This window comes from Ruegeria sp. CDSC021, from assembly GCF_059610845.1.
In genome coordinates this window covers 173117-189439 of record NZ_JBXWOK010000004.1, presented here as the reverse complement: position 1 = coordinate 189439, position 16323 = coordinate 173117, and the positions used below count along the sequence as shown (strand labels likewise).

Here is a 16323-nt window from a genome sequence, read left to right as displayed (position 1 = left end):
GATGAAAGGTCACAGATCAATATCCAGCGTGACAGGGAAATGATCCGAGGCTGTCAGCAGCGCCTCGTGCAGGTCCCGCGAGGCATAGCATGCAGGGTCCTGGAAAGGATGCCATATGCGCCATTTCGGGCGCTTAACACGCAGCCCTTCGCTGATCATGACATAGTCCAACAGCGCCTCAAGATGATCAGCCCTGTCGCGGCGAACAAAGCGCGCGGACGAGGGTAAGATTTCGGGTTCAGCCTCGTTTGCCATCACCGCATGCGGATCGAACAGACCGGTCTGCAACAGGATTTCGACAGATGAGCGTCCGAACAGGTTTTCAAACTCATCCAAGCCCGGCCCGTCGTTGAGATCGCCCAAAAGGATGACATGCTCGTCAGCCGCAATATGTGCCTGTACTCGCCGCCCCAACCAGACAGCCTGTGCAAGCTGTTTGCGTCGATTGGCGATGGATATCCGGATCGCCTCATCGCGGCTTTCTGCCCCATGCGGGGCTTTGGATTTCAGATGCGCTCCGATCAGTCGAAACGTCGCCCCGCCTGACGTTTGCGCTGACAACTCCATTGGCGGCTTGGAAAAGCGCACATGATCCTCGGTTGCATCTATATCCAGGTCGATCTTGAACACGCCATCAAAACGAGGGGCAGCCCCTTTTCCCTCCTTGTTTCCTTTGGGATCATGGCGCAATGACAGGATCTGAGGATCGAAAAGAAACGCAAGTTCCTGATGGGTATCGTTCGGAAACCCCATGATCGCGTTTCCTATGCGGAGATCGAACGCTTCGGCAAACCCTTGCAGCGCACGCACGGTGTTCTGCGTCTTACCAGTATTCGGAGCTTCAACAATCAGTACGGCATCCGCGTCGATTGCCGTCAGCACTTTTGCGATGGCCTCGATCTGTTCAGCTTTGGTGACATTGTATCTGCCGGACCAGCTGTCATCTACGATCAAACGGTCTTGCCGGTCGAAGAGATTGGCGAACCATTCAATATTGTAGGTTGCCAATCGCATCGGTTCAGGCCTGCGCGCCTTTGATTTCATCCCAGGCGCGATTGATGTCGATCATCTTTTTTTCGGCCAGACGAATGGCCTCTTCCGGAACGCCTCGTGACATCATGGCGTCGGGATGAGTGTCGCGTACAAGTTGCCGCCAGACCTTACGAATGTCGGGCAGAGGCATATTCCGCGGCACACCCAGCACCGTATAAGGATCCTTTGGTGCATCCGGTACAAACCGTGCGCGTAAGGCCAGAAACTGAGCATCGGTCTGACCGAATATCCGGCTGACATCTTCCAGAAACTTATTTTCGTTGGGATGATAAAACCCGTCGGCCATTGCGATATGAAACAGCCCCTCCATCAGGTCGCACAAGGTGGTGCTGTCTTCTGCGAACATATAGGCAATTTTGCTGGCATATTCCTGATACCCGGCGACATCGGTGCGCGCCATGTCAAAGACTCGAGCTGCACCGGCCTCATCTTCGCGTGCGATCTGAAATACATCCCGAAAGGCAGTAACCTCGTCTCGCGTGACCTGCCCGTCGGCCTTGGCCATCTTGGCCCCCAGGGCGATGACCGCAATCGCAAAGGCGACCGAGCGTTCCGGCGGCGTGCGCAGTTTCTCGAACACGGCCGTCAGGCTTTCGCCCTGTGCAAGCGCGCTTAGCGCATCGGATATACGGGTCCAAATCGACATGAGTGCACCCTAACCCGCTCCTTCGCGACTGTCAGGTGCGACAGATCACTGCGGGGCAAGAATTTTCTGCATCAGCACAAGATCCAACCACTGACCGCATTTAAACCCCACCTCGGGCATCAGGCCCACTTGTGTAAATCCGGCAGCTGTATGGAAAGCGATGGCCGTAGGATTGGCCGAGGAAATGCCCGCAATCAGAACATGAACATTGTCCATCTGTGCGCGGGCTTCCAAGGCCTGCAACAATGCGCGGCCTATCCCCTGACCCCGCGCCTGCGGTGCCAACAGGATCGAATGTTCACGCGTATGGGCATAGCCCGGCCCTGACCGAAACGCACCATAGGTTGCGAAGCCCAGAACAACGCCGTCACGCTTGGCCACCAGAAACGCCGCCCCTCTGGATTTGATATCCAATGCAACGGCGTCATCGCTGCGCAATTCGGTGGTGAAGGTCACCAGCGTGTCGCGGATGATCGCATTCCAGATCGCCGCAACGGCGGGCGCGTCGTCTGAACTGGCTTGCCGGATATTCATTCCAGCACCCGCACCCCGTGCGGCGTGTCAATTTCCGCGCGCAACGCCGCCGGACCGCTGTCGAACTCAACTTGCCCCAACGGCCCAACCGCTTTGGCGAGATCCAGCGCATCAGGGTGATAGACGACTAGGCGGCGCAGCTGGCAGCCACTGTCGTTCAGCATGTTTGCCGGGTGAAGGTCACCCTGCCACTGGATGAGCGCCGGGAAAAGATTATCAAACGGCAGGCGCCCATTGGGAGGCACCGCCATGCGCCAACGCAGCGCGCCACGGTTTAGGTCGATCGGTTGGCCGACTCCGTCAGGAAAGACCATCAGTGAGGTCTCGATATCCGGAATCTGGCAAATCCAGTTGGTCAGGCGGGGAGCGCCCTGAAACCGATCTAGATCGAACCAGCGGGTTATTTGCGGATTGGGTGCATCGGGGTCAATCGCGATGGCTTCCAGATACAAACCGTCCCGCAGGCCCAACAACCGGTTATGAGTTCCGAATTTCTCGTGCTTGCCGCCGTCCTGCAAGGGTACGCCCAGCGCCTGTTCGACATGAGCCGAAGCCTGTTCAAGCGTTTCGCCAGCTACCGCCAAGTGATCAAGTAACACGGATGAGCCCCCCAGATGACAAACGGCCAGACCGCAAGGGTCTGGCCGTATGTTTTCCTCAAAGGCGCTGGATCACAAGATTTTTCGACGAAAAACCTCTGCGCCGGGTCAATCTTTGGCTTCGCCGATCAAACTCAGGATATCTTGTGCCGCCTCTGGGATGTTCGTACCCGGACCAAAGATCGCCTTAACCCCGTGATCATAGAGGAACTTATAATCCTGTTGTGGGATGACACCTCCGCAGATGACGATGATATCCTCAGCCCCGGCCTTTTTCAGTTCTTCGACCAGCTGCGGGGCCAGCGTCTTGTGCCCGGCTGCCTGAGACGAAATGCCGACGACATGGACGTCATTGTCCACCGCGTCTTGTGCTGCCTCGGCTGGCGTTTGGAACAGCGGGCCAACGTCCACGTCAAAGCCGATATCGGCAAAGGCTGTGGCGATCACCTTGGCTCCCCGGTCGTGCCCGTCCTGCCCCATCTTGACGACCAGCAGGCGCGGGCGACGGCCTTCGGCCTCAGCAAAATCCTCAATGGACTTCTGGATGGTGGCAAAGCCTTCGTCGCCCTCATAGGCGGCCCCATAAACACCGGCCAGCGTTTTGACCTCGGCGCGGTGGCGACCAAATTCCTTTTCCATTGCCATGCTGATCTCTCCTACGGATGCGCGGGCACGGGCGGCTTCGACAGCAGCGGCCAGCAGGTTGCCGCCATCGCGGGCGGTGGTCGTCAGGGTGTCCAGCGCCTTTTGGCAGGCAGCCTCATCGCGCGTGGCACGGATGCGTTCCAGACGTGCCACCTGCGCCTCGCGGACAGCCACGTTGTCGACATCCAGAATGTCTATCGGGTCTTCCCGTTCCTTGCGGTACTTGTTGACGCCGACGATTACCTCGTCACCCCGGTCGATCATCGCCTGCCGTCGGGCGGCGCTTTCTTCTATCCGAAGCTTTGGCATGCCGGATGCAACGGCCTTGGTCATGCCGCCCATTTCCTCGACCTCTTCCATAAGAGCCCAGGCTTTTTCGACCAGCTCATTGGTCAGGCTTTCGACGTAGTAAGACCCGGCCAGCGGATCGACCACATCGGTCACCCCGGTTTCCTCTTGCAGCACCAACTGAGTGTTCCGTGCAATGCGAGCAGAGAAATCGGTGGGCAGCGCAATCGCCTCGTCCAAGGCGTTAGTATGCAGCGATTGGGTGCCGCCCAGAACCGCGCTCATCGCCTCATAGGCGGTGCGGATCACGTTGTTATAGGGGTCTTGTTCTTGCAGCGACACGCCTGAGGTCTGGCAATGGGTCCGCAGCATCTTAGAGCGCTCGGATTTCGCGCCGAAATCGGTCATCACCCGATGCCAAAGGGTACGGGCCGCACGCAGCTTGGCAATTTCCATGAAGAAATTCATGCCAATGGCAAAAAAGAACGACAAGCGACCAGCGAATTTGTCGACATCCATTCCGGCCTGCGTCGCTGCACGAACGTATTCGCGCCCGTCAGCAAGCGTATAGGCCAGCTCCTGCACCAGGTTCGCGCCGGCCTCTTGCATGTGATAGCCCGAGATTGAGATCGAGTTGAATTTGGGCATATCATTCGACGTATATTCGATGATGTCCGAGATGATCTTCATCGAAGGCTCAGGCGGGTAGATATAGGTGTTACGCACCATGAATTCTTTCAGAATGTCATTCTGAATAGTGCCGGACAGGACGGATTTGTCGTGGCCCTGTTCCTCACCCGCTACAATGAAACTTGCCAGGATAGGAATCACGGCACCGTTCATGGTCATCGAGACCGAGACCTTGTCCAACGGGATGCCGTCGAACAGGATTTTCATGTCCTCTACGCTGTCGATGGCCACACCGGCCTTGCCCACATCGCCGACAACGCGTGGGTGGTCGCTGTCATATCCGCGGTGCGTGGCCAGATCGAAAGCAACCGAGACCCCCTGCTGACCCGCCGCCAGATTGCGACGGTAGAAGGCATTCGATTCTTCGGCGGTAGAAAACCCCGCATATTGGCGGATCGTCCAGGGACGACCGGCATACATTGTCGCCTTTACCCCGCGCGTGAACGGCCCAAACCCGGGCATGGAGCCCATATGTGGCAGATCAGCCGTATCTTCCTGCGTATAGAGTGGCTTGACGGCGATGCCTTCCAGCGTCTCTTTGGTCAGGTCGTCCAACGGGCGACCGCGCAGCTCTTTCTCGGCCAGCGCCTGCCAGTCTTTCCTATTGGTCATTGCGATATCCTTTTCTCAATTCGGGTCGCGCAAGGGCGTGGCCCGCGCGTTATCATCCGTGGTTGCGCCCATTGGAATTGGATGGGACGCAATATTTTATGGGCTGCGTGCATTTCGCTGGTCGCATTCGTGCGCACAGGGACTATATTCAATCCAACAGGAGGCCCAATGACACGAACGCTAGCCTTTGTTTTTTCGGCGCTATTTCCACTGGCGGCCCTTGCAGCTGACGGGGTAGCCCCGGTTGACGATGAATTTGTCCGCCCTGTGGGGGATAGCGAGCTCAGCGAATATCTGTGGATCAAGCGGCCCATTGTTGTCTTTGCCGATACACCTGCTGACCCGCGATTCCAGCAGCAGGTCGACATGCTTTTGGAAGGGGAGGACGTCATGCGCGACCGCGATGTGGTCGTTCTGATCGACACTGACCCTGACGCCCGCTCGCCCATCCGGTCAAAACTGCGCCCGCGTGGGTTCCAGATGGTGTTTGTCGACAAGGACGGCGTGGTCAAACTGCGCAAACCCTCCCCTTGGAGCGTGCGTGAAATCGGTCGCTCCATCGACAAGACCCCCCTGCGCCAACGCGAAATCCGTGAACGGCGCGAGGGCGGCTGAACGCGTTTCCCATACCCGACGGCCCCGGCGGCGACCGCCGGTTCCCTTGCAGGATATGACAAACGCACGGTCATGATCATTCAAACTCGATGATCACATCATCCACGGCGAGGCTGTCGCCGGGGCCTGCGTTGATCTTGGCAACGGTGCCTTTTTTCTCGGCGCGCAGAATGTTTTCCATCTTCATCGCCTCGATGGTGCACAGCGCCTGACCTTCCTGCACTTCTTGGCCCACTTCGACATCGACCTTTACGATCAGGCCAGGCATCGGGCAGAGCAGCAGTTTCGACGTATCCGGCGGCAGTTTCTCGGGCATCAGCTTGGCCAGTTCCGCCTGTCGCGGACGGCGCACATGCACCTTCATATCCGCGCCCCGGTTGCGGATCCGGAACCCGCCCGAGATTTTGTCGGCCTTCAGAACCAGCGGGCTACCGTCTATGTCCAGCACCGCCAGCTGATCGCCCGGCGTCCACTCCGAGGCCACGCGCAATGTCGCGCCGTCTTCGAATTTGACCGTCGCGCCCTCTTTGTCGGCATTCACCTGAACTGCGTATTCCTGGCCCTGCAGGGTCACGACCCAGCGTTTGCCGACCTTGCGTTCATGGTTGTCCATCCGGCCCGATACACGGGTGCGGCGAATCTCAGCCACCCGGTGCATGGCGGCGCAGGAAGCTGCGATCTGGCGCAGGTCAGCCTCGGGCAGCTCTACGCCCTGGAACCCATCGGGGTACTGTTCTTCGATGAACGCGGTAGTCATCTCGCCCTTGATGAAGATCGGATGATCCATCACTGCCGACAGGAACGGCAGATTGTGCCCGATGCCTTCGACCTCGAAACTGTCCAGCGCCACCCGCATCGCCTCAATCGCTTGATCACGGGTCGGGGCCCAGGTGCACAATTTGGCGATCATCGGATCGTAATACATACTGATCTCACCGCCTTCATAGACGCCGGTATCGTTGCGAACGGCGGCCTCTCCGCTGGGGGCCTCACCCTGCCATTTGTCATTTACCAACAGCGGACCAGCGGCAGTTTCCTGAGGCGGGCGGTAGCGCGTCAAACGACCAATGGACGGCAAGAAGCCACGATAAGGATCTTCGGCATACAAACGGTTTTCAATCGCCCAGCCGGTCAGTGTGACATCGTCCTGGGAGATCGACAGTTTCTCACCGGCTGCGACGCGGATCATCTGTTCAACCAGATCGACACCGGTGATCAGTTCGGTCACCGGGTGTTCCACCTGCAGGCGTGTGTTCATTTCCAGAAAATAGAAGTTCTTGTCACCATCAACGATAAACTCGACCGTGCCAGCGCTGGCATAATCCACAGCCTTGGCCAGGGCCACCGCCTGTTCGCCCATCGCCTGGCGTGTCGCCTCGTCCAGGAAAGGCGACGGCGCCTCTTCCACAACCTTCTGGTTTCGGCGCTGAATCGAGCATTCGCGCTCGCCCAGATAGATGCCATTACCATGGCTGTCGCATAGGACCTGAATCTCGATGTGACGGGGTTGGGTCACGAATTTCTCGATGAAAATCCGGTCATCGCCAAAGGAATTCGCGGCCTCGTTCTTGGAGGACTGGAACCCTTCGCGCGCCTCGTCGTCGGTCCATGCGATCCGCATACCCTTACCACCGCCGCCAGCACTGGCCTTGATCATGACCGGATATCCGATCTCATTCGAAATCTTGACGGCCTCGTCGGCGTCTTCGATCAGGCCCATATAGCCCGGAACCGTAGAGACGCCGGCCTCTTGCGCGATCTTTTTAGAGGTGATCTTGTCACCCATGCTTTCAATCGCACCGACCGGAGGGCCGATAAAGGCCACGCCTTCGGCATCCAGCGCTTGGGCGAATCTCGAGTTTTCCGACAGAAAACCATACCCCGGGTGAACCGCCTGCGCGCCGCTCTGACGGATTGCCTCCATCACGCGGTCGATGACGATATAGGACTGGTTTGCAGGCGGTGGGCCAATATGCACCGCCTCATCCGCCATCGATACATGCAGGGCGTTCTTGTCCGCGTCAGAATAGATGGCAACCGTGCCGATGCCCATCTTGCGGGCGGTTTTGATAACCCGGCAGGCGATCTCGCCCCGGTTGGCGATCAGGATCTTGTTGAACATGGAACGTCCTCTGTCTTGAAGTTCTGGAAACGCAAAACGCCGCCGCGGGGCAATGGCCCCACGACGGCGTGTCGCGCGATGACGGTCGGGGCGACGGGGGCCCCGAAGATTTCGTTATCTACAGTTGTTCTGGGTCTTGCAGTAAAGCACGTTGCCTGCCGCGCCGACCACGGCACCCAACAGCGGGTCGGCACTGACGACTGCCGCGCCAACGGCGCCGGCTCCACCGCCAAGCAACGCCTGCTCGCCGGTCGAGTCTCCGCACGCCGCGAGCCCTGCACAGGTCGCCATTGCAAGAATGACTTTCGAGATTCGCATGATGTCTGCCCTTTTTGGTTTTTTAACAATTTCAGAGCCAGATGCGGGAAATCGCCACTGTTATTCAATAACGAGCGTACCGAAATGCCCATTTGCGCAGTTTTATGCCATCCAATGACTGAAGTTTGCACAAAGAAAAACGCGGGCAGGACATTGTGAAAACCACAAGCCTGCCCGCGGAAGGAAGGGGTACGGAATAGTAGGTGCGCGTGCGACGCAGGCAAAGTAGAGCCGCACGACCCGCTCACCATGCACGGCCCGGTTGCACCTGCAAACCGGGATTGGCCAGTGGTGAAATTTCCGGCCAGAATCTGCCCATTCAGCGAAATATCGCGCAGAAACGCGCCGATTCCGCTTGCGTGAACTTTGGTTGGGCAGGGCGAAATTCGCACCCCGAAAGTCACGCAAACCTTTGTTTTATCAACACTACCTGAGATCACATGACCTGAAGAATTCGATCCTAAGTCGCCGCGGCCAACCCCCGCCGACCGGCCTTTTTCCTGCCCAAGCCTTGATGGTTTTCCCGCCACCAAGCCACGGGTTATACAGGCCATAGAATCAGTGGTTTGCGCCCTTTCCCTCAGGTATTTTGCGCGATTGTCACGCGCCCGATCTGCACAGCGCACATATCCTTCTTGACCCAACCGGGGCAAAGAAACCCTGTTGGAATTTCCAAGGCGTTTATGTGCGACGACGTCGATCACCTTCAGCTATCCCCGCCGAAAATGTCCGGAAACGAGGCTCTGGCCACGCTCGGATCAATGACCAGCAAGGCATCATAGCTGGCGGGGTCAAACGGATCCTCCGCCGGAATGACCTCACGCCCGAAAAACCAGCTCAGGCGACCGGCATCCAGATTGCCACGTTCGAATGGCTGGTCGCCGAAATGCTCCCACAGGGCCTCGATAAAGGCTGCATCCGCGCGACGATCAGCAGGTTTACGATCCCGGAACCGTTCACGCGTTGTCAGTGGGGTAACTCCCTTTGGGTTGGCCCGTCTGATAGTGAATTGATAATCCGTCCCGGTCAGACGGCCGGGAAATCCGCGATGTTTCAACATTTCTGCGCCTCTTCGCTAAGGTCCTTTGAGGCGAAGGGGAATGCACAGAAATTGTGGTAATTGACAACCATTCTCAAATCCCTCCGTCCCAAATACATTGGGAATCCTGCAGAAGATACGCTTCGAAGAACTGCGTGGCATCCGGCGCGGTATGGCCAAAATCTATCGGCTTGTTCGACAGGGAAATCACAACCCTGGCTGGTTCCAGCTTGTGGTGCGCGACATAGGCCACGGCCAGCGTCTGACAAAGGTGCTCCATGTCGATCGTGGCGACATCATATCCAATGCGTCCCACATCCGAGCCGATCTTTGGCGCGATGAACCGAAAGCGCAGCCATAACTCGCCCGGATTGTTGTCCAGCAGGACGTCGTTCAGATGTACAGGCTGCCCAGAGGGCACCGGCACCAATGCTTCAGCGAATGTAGGCGAACCAAGACAGAGAATTGCCAGACATAAGGCGCGATCCCAGACCCACCAAAGGCGAGCTCCTCTCTCCGGGATCGCGCGCGCATGCCTACTGGCCCGCGCTTTTCTATGTCCAATAAGGCATTTCATTTAGCAGCTTTGCTCTCAAAGTCAAATTCGCCGTTTGGGGGTCTTTCACCAACGTGCCGAGAGGCAGGCAAACCAGAGCGCCTGCCCCGCGACCGTCAGCTTACAGCGGAATGTTATCGTGCTTTTTCCAGGGGTTTTTCAGTTGCTTGTTACGCAAGCTGGCAAAAGCTCGCGATACGCGGCGGCGGGTCGAATGCGGCATGATCACCTCATCAATGAATCCACGTTCCGCAGCCACAAACGGGTTGGCAAACCGGTCCTCATAGTCCTGAGCGTGCTGTGCGATTTTCTCGGCATCGCCCAGATCCGCACGGTGGATGATTTCGGTCGCGCCCTTGGCCCCCATCACCGCGATCTCGGCGGTTGGCCAAGCATAGTTGAAATCGCCACGCAGATGTTTGGATGCCATCACGTCATAGGCACCGCCATAGGCCTTTCGGGTGATCACTGTGACCTTCGGAACGGTCGCCTCGCCATAGGCAAACAGCAGTTTTGCGCCATGTTTGATCACGCCGCCATATTCCTGCGAGGTTCCCGGCAAAAAGCCCGGCACATCAACCAGTGTCAAAATCGGAATTTCAAAGCAATCACAGAACCGGACGAAGCGCGCGGCTTTGCGGCTGCTGTCGATATCCAGACAGCCGGCCAGCACCATCGGCTGGTTGGCTACAACACCTACGGTCTGACCTTCGAGACGGATAAAGCCCGTGATGATGTTCTTGGCGTAATCTTCTTGAATTTCGTAAAAATCACCCTCGTCCGCCACTTTGGCAATGAGTTCTTTCATATCATAAGGCGTGTTCGGGTTGTCCGGGATCAACGTATCCAGCGAAGCCTCAATCCGGCCCGGTTCGTCAAAGAAGGGACGAACGGGCGGTTTTTCCTTGTTGTTCAACGGTAGGAAATCGACAAGACGGCGCACTTCGGCCAGTGCTTCGACATCGTTTTCGAATGCACCGTCGGCAACCGAGGATTTCTTGGTATGGGTCGATGCACCACCCAGCTCTTCGGCGGTTACAACCTCATTGGTGACTGTCTTGACGACATCGGGGCCCGTCACAAACATGTACGAGGTGTCTTTGACCATAAAGATAAAGTCGGTCATCGCCGGACTGTAGACGGCGCCACCGGCGCAGGGCCCCATGATCACACTGATCTGCGGAACCACGCCCGAGGCCATGATGTTACGCTGGAACACCTCGGCATAACCCGCAAGCGAGGCCACACCTTCCTGGATTCGCGCACCACCCGAATCGTTGATGCCGATCACCGGGGCACCATTCTGGATTGCCATGTCCATGATCTTGCAGATTTTCTGCGCGTGGGTTTCCGACAGAGACCCGCCGAAAACGGTGAAGTCCTGGCTGAAGACATAGACCATACGACCATTGATTGTGCCCCATCCGGTGACGACACCATCGCCTGCAGGCTTTTGATTTTCCATCCCGAAATCCGTGCAACGATGGCTGACAAACATGTCGAATTCTTCGAAACTGCCTTCATCCACCAACAGCTCTATGCGTTCGCGTGCGGTGAGCTTGCCCCGCGCATGCTGCGCATCAATACGTTTTTGCCCACCTCCCAGCCGTGCATCGTTGCGGCGGCCTTCAAGCTCGGAAAGGATGTCTTTCATAACGATGATCCCCTTTGAAATTTGGCGCGACACTATACTTAGTTTCGTTCAGACCAAAGCCTCATTCGGCAAATTTGCAAATCTTTGAAAATACAGTTTCGGGTAATTGTAAACATGCAAAGTTTCGCACTGAGACACGGTCACGGATGGCAATCCCAAAAACCGTCACTATACATGTGAACCATGCAGTTTACTTCTTCGCCAGCGCGTCGTTCGCCCCCAACCATTGCCACACTTGTGATGCTATCCGGGCTGTCAGCGCTGAGCTTGAATCTTTTCCTTCCCAGCCTGCCCAATATGGCCGCGTATTTTGACGCAGACTACAAAGTCATGCAGCTGTCGATCGCTCTGTATCTGATGATCAGCGCAGTAATCCAAATTCTGATCGGCCCCATCGCAGATAAGGTTGGCCGCAGGCCAGTTATTCTCTGGGGATTGGTTCTGTTTCTGATTGCGACACTGGGTTGCATCTACTCCCCGAACGCCGAAGTATTTCTGGCCTTCAGGATGTTTCAAGCGGTCGTCGCAGTTGGAATGGTCCTTAGCCGTGCAGCGGTGCGAGACCTTTACGAAGCAGATCAGGCCGCTTCGATGATCGGCTATGTCACCATGGGAATGGCCATTGTTCCAATGATTGGCCCTGCCATCGGCGGCTTTCTGGAAGAGAGCTTTGGCTGGAAGGCAAATTTCTGGCTTCCTTTCGGGCTGGGTCTACTGGCGCTAATGCTGACCTATTCCGACTTCGGAGAAACATCCCGCAAAAGCGGGCTGACCTTGCTGCAGCAGTTTCGTGAATACCCGGAATTGCTCAGATCCCCTCGGTTCTGGGGCTATTCCATGGCCTCAGCCCTGTCGTCGGGCGCTTTTTTCGCCTATCTGGGCGGCGCGCCTTTCGTCGGGACTGAACTGTTCGGCCTAACAGCGTCAGAACTGGGCATTTACTTCGGCGCCCCCGCGGTGGGTTATTTCTTCGGCAACTTCTTCAGCGGCAGGTTCTCTGTCCGCTTTGGCGTGAACCGGATGGTTCTTTGGGGGTGCTGGATGAACGCAACCGGCGTTGCACTGTCGACGATCGTGTTCCTTACGGGCTTCGGCTCAGTTCTCAGCTTCTTTGGGTTCATGACCATTGTTGGTGTGGGCAATGGTATGACCATTCCAAACGCAACATCAGGCGCACTGTCCGTCCGCCCGCACCTGGCCGCGACAGCATCTGGGCTGAGCGGGGCCATCATGCTGGGCGGCGGAGCTGGCCTGAGCGCGCTCACGGGCGCAATACTAACCCATGAAACAGGCGCGATGCCGCTGCTGTGGCTGATGTTGGCCTCAGCAACATTTGCCATCGTTGCTATTGCCATCGTGATCCGGCGCGAACGGTATTTGGGCCTGTAACACGCCTTGCGCAGGACGGTTTGCAAAGCTAGCGTTCAAGATTAGAAAAGTTGCAAAGGCACGCCATGGCGACCCAAAAGCTCTATGCTGGTGCAAAACTGCGTGAAATGCGCACGCGCCTGACGCTGACACAAAAGGAATTCGCAGCCAAACTGGGGGTTTCTCTTCCCTATCTGAACCAGATGGAGAATAACAACCGCCCGATCTCGACCACGGTTGTTCTGGCTCTGGCGCAGGAATTCGGCATGGACGTGACCGAACTTAGCACTGGTGACAGCGAACGTCTGGTCTCAGACCTGCGCGAAGCGCTGGCAGACCCCGTGTTTGATGACGCCATGCCACCGCTCGCTGATCTGCGCCTGACAGCTTCAAACGCCCCCGCAATGGCCCGAGCGTTTATCGCCCTGCACCGCACGTATCGCCAGACGCATGAAAGGCTGGCCTCGCTGGACGAAGCCCTGGGACGTGAAGACGCACAGATTCAGGCCAGCCCCTGGGAAGAAGTGCGAGACTTTTTCCATTATTGCGACAACTACATAGACGCGGTTGACCGAGCCGCAGAACGATTTGCAGGCCGCGCCCAGGACAAAGGCGGAATTCGCGCCGCCGCAATCGAAAGCTTGGGAGAAAACGGTATTCGCGTTCAGTTCCCGGATATCGAAGAAACCCGGAAATACGATGCGGATAGCAAAACATTGCTGCTGTCATCACGGATTGCACCGCAAACACAAGTGTTTCAGCTGCTCTTGCAGGTATCCCTAATCAATCAGGACAAGCTGCTTGAAGCGACACTGGATTTCGCCAAATTTCACAGTGATGAGGCGCGCGCGATTGCGAAGATCGGCCTGGCGAATTATTTTGCTGGCGCCTCTCTGATGCCCTATGGCGAATTTCTCAGCGCAGCCCAGCTGTATCGCCATGATTTGGAATTGCTCAGCAATCGTTTTGGAGCATCCATCGAACAGGTGGCCCACAGGCTTTCTACGCTGCAACGCCCCGGTGCAAAGGGGATACCATTCTTCTTTGTTCGGGTGGATCAGGCTGGAACGATCACAAAACGCCACTCCGCCACGCGCCTGCAATTTGCACGCTTTGGCGGTGCCTGCCCGTTGTGGAATGTGCACCGCGCCTTTGAAACTCCGGGTCACTTCCTGCGGCAGCTTGCCGAAACCCCGGACGGGGTCCGCTATATCTCGCTGGCGCGGGATGTTTCGAAATCGGGCGGTTCGTACGGAGCGCCTGTCCGGCGCTATGCGATTGCGCTGGGATGCGAGGTCCGCCACGCCGAAGCGTTGGTTTATGCCGACAATCTGGATATCTCAAACGCCAGTGCCTACGAGCCCATAGGTATCTCGTGCCGGATCTGCGAACGCCAGAACTGCCACCAACGGTCAGTTCCTCCGCTGGAACGTCGCCTGTCCATCGACACTCATACCCGCGGAACCTTACCCTATGAAGTCACCTGAGCTTTACCCGGCATAAAAACGCGGCCAGCCGAAACGGGGGCAATGCCCCCGCCCAACCCTTAAGCGTTCGACAAAATCGCCCAGATCTCATCCTTCAATGCGGCGCGTTTCTTGCGCAGCTCGCCTTCGGCAAGGTCCTCCATCGGCTCAACGTTGGTTTCCGCGCGGTGCACGATACGATTGACCTCGTGATACTCTTCGGCCAGCCGAGAAAAATGCGCATCGGACTGTTTAAGCCGACTGATCAATTCGACCTTGTCGGGAAACTCTTCGGCCAATTCGTGCGGGGTGTGGGACATTCCTGTTCGCTCCTTAGAAAATGCGTTGCGATTCAGGTCTATATTGGTCCCACTCCCCCCGCTTTGACGCGGATCAAATCAGCGCTGCGCCGAGGCCCATTGCGGATGAATCCAAGGCTGATCATTGGCTTTGGGCAACGGATCTTTGCCCAGCAGATCATCCGAGACTTTCTCGCCCACCATGATCGACGGCGCATTAAGGTTGCCGTTGGTGATTTGCGGAAAGATCGAACTGTCCGCCACACGCAGCCGATCCACGCCGATCACCCGGCCTTCGGAGTCGACAACCGCGTTCTGGTCATCCACCCGTCCCATCCTGCAGGTGCCGCAGGGATGATAGGCACTTTCGGCATGCTCAGCGATAAAGGCGTTCAACTCTTCATCTGTTTGTACCGCAGCACCGGGCTGAATCTCTTTCCCGGCAAAGGGTCTGAACGCCTCTTGCCCGAAAATCTCTCGCGTCAAGCGGATACAGGTGCGGAACTCCTCCCAGTCTTTTTCCTGGCTCATGTAATTGAACCGGATGACAGGTGCGTCCTCGGGTCGAGCCGAGCGCAATGTCACAGCACCCCGTGATTCCGATCGCATCGGACCCACATGTGCTTGGAACCCGTGCCCCTCGGCCGCGGCCTGCCCGTCATAGCGCACCGCCATCGGCAGGAAGTGGTACTGGATGTCGGGGTATTCGACACCCGGCCTTGATCGGATGAAGGCCGCGCTTTCGAACTGGTTCGAGGCACCAAGGCCGGTCTTGGTGAACAGCCATTGCGCCCCGATCAGGCCTTTGCTGACCAGGTTCCAGTGTTTGTAGAGCGTGATCGGCTGAAGCGAGGCTTGCTGGATATACAGCTCCAAATGGTCCTGTAGATTTGCGCCAACCCCCGGACGGTCTGCAACAACTCCGATCCCCTGCTCAGCCAAATGCGCAGCCGGGCCGATTCCAGACAGCATCAAAAGTTTCGGCGAATTGATGGACGAGGCTGCGATGACCACTTCGCGGCGCGCGCGGATCACCTCTGTCTTGCCGCCACGGATCAGTTCAACACCAACAGCACTTCCGTTTTCCAGAACAATCCGGGTCGCAAGACCGCGCACGATATCACAGTTCTCGCGCTTGAGCGCAGGCCGCAGATAGGCATTTGCCGCCGACCAGCGCCGCCCTTTCCAGACGGTCTGCTCCATCGGGCCGAAGCCTTCTTGCTTTTCACCGTTATAGTCGCCCGTGACTTCATACCCGGCTTGCTGGCCCGCATCGACAAAGGCCTGGAACAGCGGGTTCGCACGCGGGCCCCGCGACACATGCAGCGGCCCGTCAGTGCCCCGCCAAGTGGAATCCCCACCATGACCGCCGTCATGCCAGGTCTCCATCCGTTTGTAATACGGCAGCACATCCGCATAAGACCAACCATCCGCGCCCATCTCGGCCCAGGTATCGAAGTCCCGGGCGTGGCCGCGCACATAAACCATTCCGTTGATCGAAGAGGATCCGCCGATCACCTTCCCTCGCGGGCAGGCCAGGCGGCGGTTGTTCAGATGCGGCTCAGGCTCGGATTGATAGCCCCAGTCATAGCGCGACATGTTCATCGGATAGCTTAGCGCGGCGGGCATCTGGATAAACGGGCCCATGTCGGTACCGCCATGCTCGATCACCAGAACCGAGGCACCGGCCTCACTCAAACGATATGCCATCGCGCAGCCTGCGGAACCTGCGCCGACGATGACGAAATCTGCTTCCATTTTCGGGTCTCCATTCTCAACCGGAGCCAAGATTTTTCATCAAAAAATCTCTGCCTGACCA

At 57.4% G+C, this 16323-nt stretch carries 15 protein-coding genes; 3 read left to right on the top strand and 12 right to left on the bottom strand.

What is annotated here, in order from left to right; genetic code table 11:
* Nucleotides 1-9: 9 nt before the first annotated feature.
* The 5 genes from AC2FGB_RS09540 to scpA all read right to left on the bottom strand — a co-directional run bounded on the left by AC2FGB_RS09540 (nucleotide 10) and on the right by scpA (nucleotide 5067).
* Nucleotides 10-1014, bottom strand: coding sequence for an endonuclease/exonuclease/phosphatase family protein (locus AC2FGB_RS09540; protein ID WP_142636815.1), 1005 nt, complete (start codon nucleotides 1012-1014; stop codon nucleotides 10-12).
* 4 nt (nucleotides 1015-1018) lie between these two features.
* A complete protein-coding gene (locus tag AC2FGB_RS09535; RefSeq protein WP_142636813.1) occupies nucleotides 1019-1699 on the bottom strand; it encodes a molecular chaperone DjiA in 681 nt (226 codons plus the stop codon).
* A gap of 45 nt (nucleotides 1700-1744) precedes the next feature.
* Nucleotides 1745-2233 carry a GNAT family N-acetyltransferase gene (locus tag AC2FGB_RS09530; protein ID WP_282027550.1) on the bottom strand — a complete coding sequence of 163 codons (489 nt, stop codon included), beginning with the start codon at nucleotides 2231-2233 and terminating at the stop codon, nucleotides 1745-1747.
* Nucleotides 2230-2832: a VOC family protein gene (locus tag AC2FGB_RS09525; protein WP_496693828.1), complete on the bottom strand. Its 603-nt coding sequence runs from the start codon at nucleotides 2830-2832 to the stop codon at nucleotides 2230-2232. The genes AC2FGB_RS09530 and AC2FGB_RS09525 overlap by 4 nt, the downstream gene beginning before the upstream one ends.
* Nucleotides 2833-2940: 108 nt before the next feature.
* The gene (gene scpA, locus AC2FGB_RS09520; RefSeq protein ID WP_496693829.1) at nucleotides 2941-5067 is read right to left on the bottom strand and encodes a methylmalonyl-CoA mutase; all 2127 of its coding nucleotides are present in this window, start codon (nucleotides 5065-5067) and stop codon (nucleotides 2941-2943) included.
* A gap of 168 nt (nucleotides 5068-5235) precedes the next feature.
* Here scpA and AC2FGB_RS09515 point away from each other — a divergent pair, with 168 nt between their 5' ends.
* Nucleotides 5236-5682: a DUF4174 domain-containing protein gene (locus AC2FGB_RS09515; RefSeq protein ID WP_271949456.1), complete on the top strand. Its 447-nt coding sequence runs from the start codon at nucleotides 5236-5238 to the stop codon at nucleotides 5680-5682.
* 76 nt (nucleotides 5683-5758) lie between these two features.
* Here the strand turns inward: AC2FGB_RS09515 and AC2FGB_RS09510 are convergent, their stop codons facing one another.
* From AC2FGB_RS09510 to AC2FGB_RS09490, 5 genes are all read right to left on the bottom strand, one after another.
* Entirely contained in the window at nucleotides 5759-7804 is a 2046-nt protein-coding gene (locus AC2FGB_RS09510; RefSeq protein WP_496693830.1) for an ATP-binding protein, read from the bottom strand.
* A 114-nt stretch (nucleotides 7805-7918) separates the two neighbouring features.
* Nucleotides 7919-8122, bottom strand: a complete 204-nt coding sequence (locus AC2FGB_RS09505) for a hypothetical protein (protein ID WP_142636801.1) — start codon at nucleotides 8120-8122, stop codon at nucleotides 7919-7921.
* Between the two features lie 706 nt (nucleotides 8123-8828).
* Complete coding sequence (locus tag AC2FGB_RS09500; RefSeq protein WP_142636799.1) at nucleotides 8829-9182, bottom strand: hypothetical protein; 354 nt, start codon at nucleotides 9180-9182, stop codon at nucleotides 8829-8831.
* A gap of 73 nt (nucleotides 9183-9255) precedes the next feature.
* On the bottom strand, nucleotides 9256-9582 hold the full coding sequence (locus AC2FGB_RS09495) for a DUF6497 family protein (RefSeq protein ID WP_496689677.1): 327 nt from the start codon (nucleotides 9580-9582) through the stop codon (nucleotides 9256-9258).
* Between the two features lie 256 nt (nucleotides 9583-9838).
* Entirely contained in the window at nucleotides 9839-11371 is a 1533-nt protein-coding gene (locus AC2FGB_RS09490; RefSeq protein WP_142636795.1) for an acyl-CoA carboxylase subunit beta, read from the bottom strand.
* Nucleotides 11372-11554: 183 nt separating this feature from the next.
* On the opposite strand from AC2FGB_RS09490, the gene AC2FGB_RS09485 reads away from it, so the two are divergent.
* The gene (locus AC2FGB_RS09485) at nucleotides 11555-12760 is read left to right on the top strand and encodes a multidrug effflux MFS transporter (RefSeq protein WP_142636794.1); all 1206 of its coding nucleotides are present in this window, start codon (nucleotides 11555-11557) and stop codon (nucleotides 12758-12760) included.
* Between the two features lie 65 nt (nucleotides 12761-12825).
* Entirely contained in the window at nucleotides 12826-14226 is a 1401-nt protein-coding gene (locus AC2FGB_RS09480) for a helix-turn-helix domain-containing protein (RefSeq protein WP_271949447.1), read from the top strand.
* 59 nt (nucleotides 14227-14285) lie between these two features.
* Here the strand turns inward: AC2FGB_RS09480 and AC2FGB_RS09475 are convergent, their stop codons facing one another.
* Nucleotides 14286-14525 (bottom strand): HP1242/YdcH family protein, encoded by a 240-nt coding sequence (locus AC2FGB_RS09475; protein WP_496693831.1) that lies wholly within the window; start codon nucleotides 14523-14525, stop codon nucleotides 14286-14288.
* A 78-nt stretch (nucleotides 14526-14603) separates the two neighbouring features.
* A complete protein-coding gene (betA, locus tag AC2FGB_RS09470) occupies nucleotides 14604-16262 on the bottom strand; it encodes a choline dehydrogenase (RefSeq protein ID WP_496693832.1) in 1659 nt (552 codons plus the stop codon).
* Nucleotides 16263-16323: the final 61 nt, after the last annotated feature.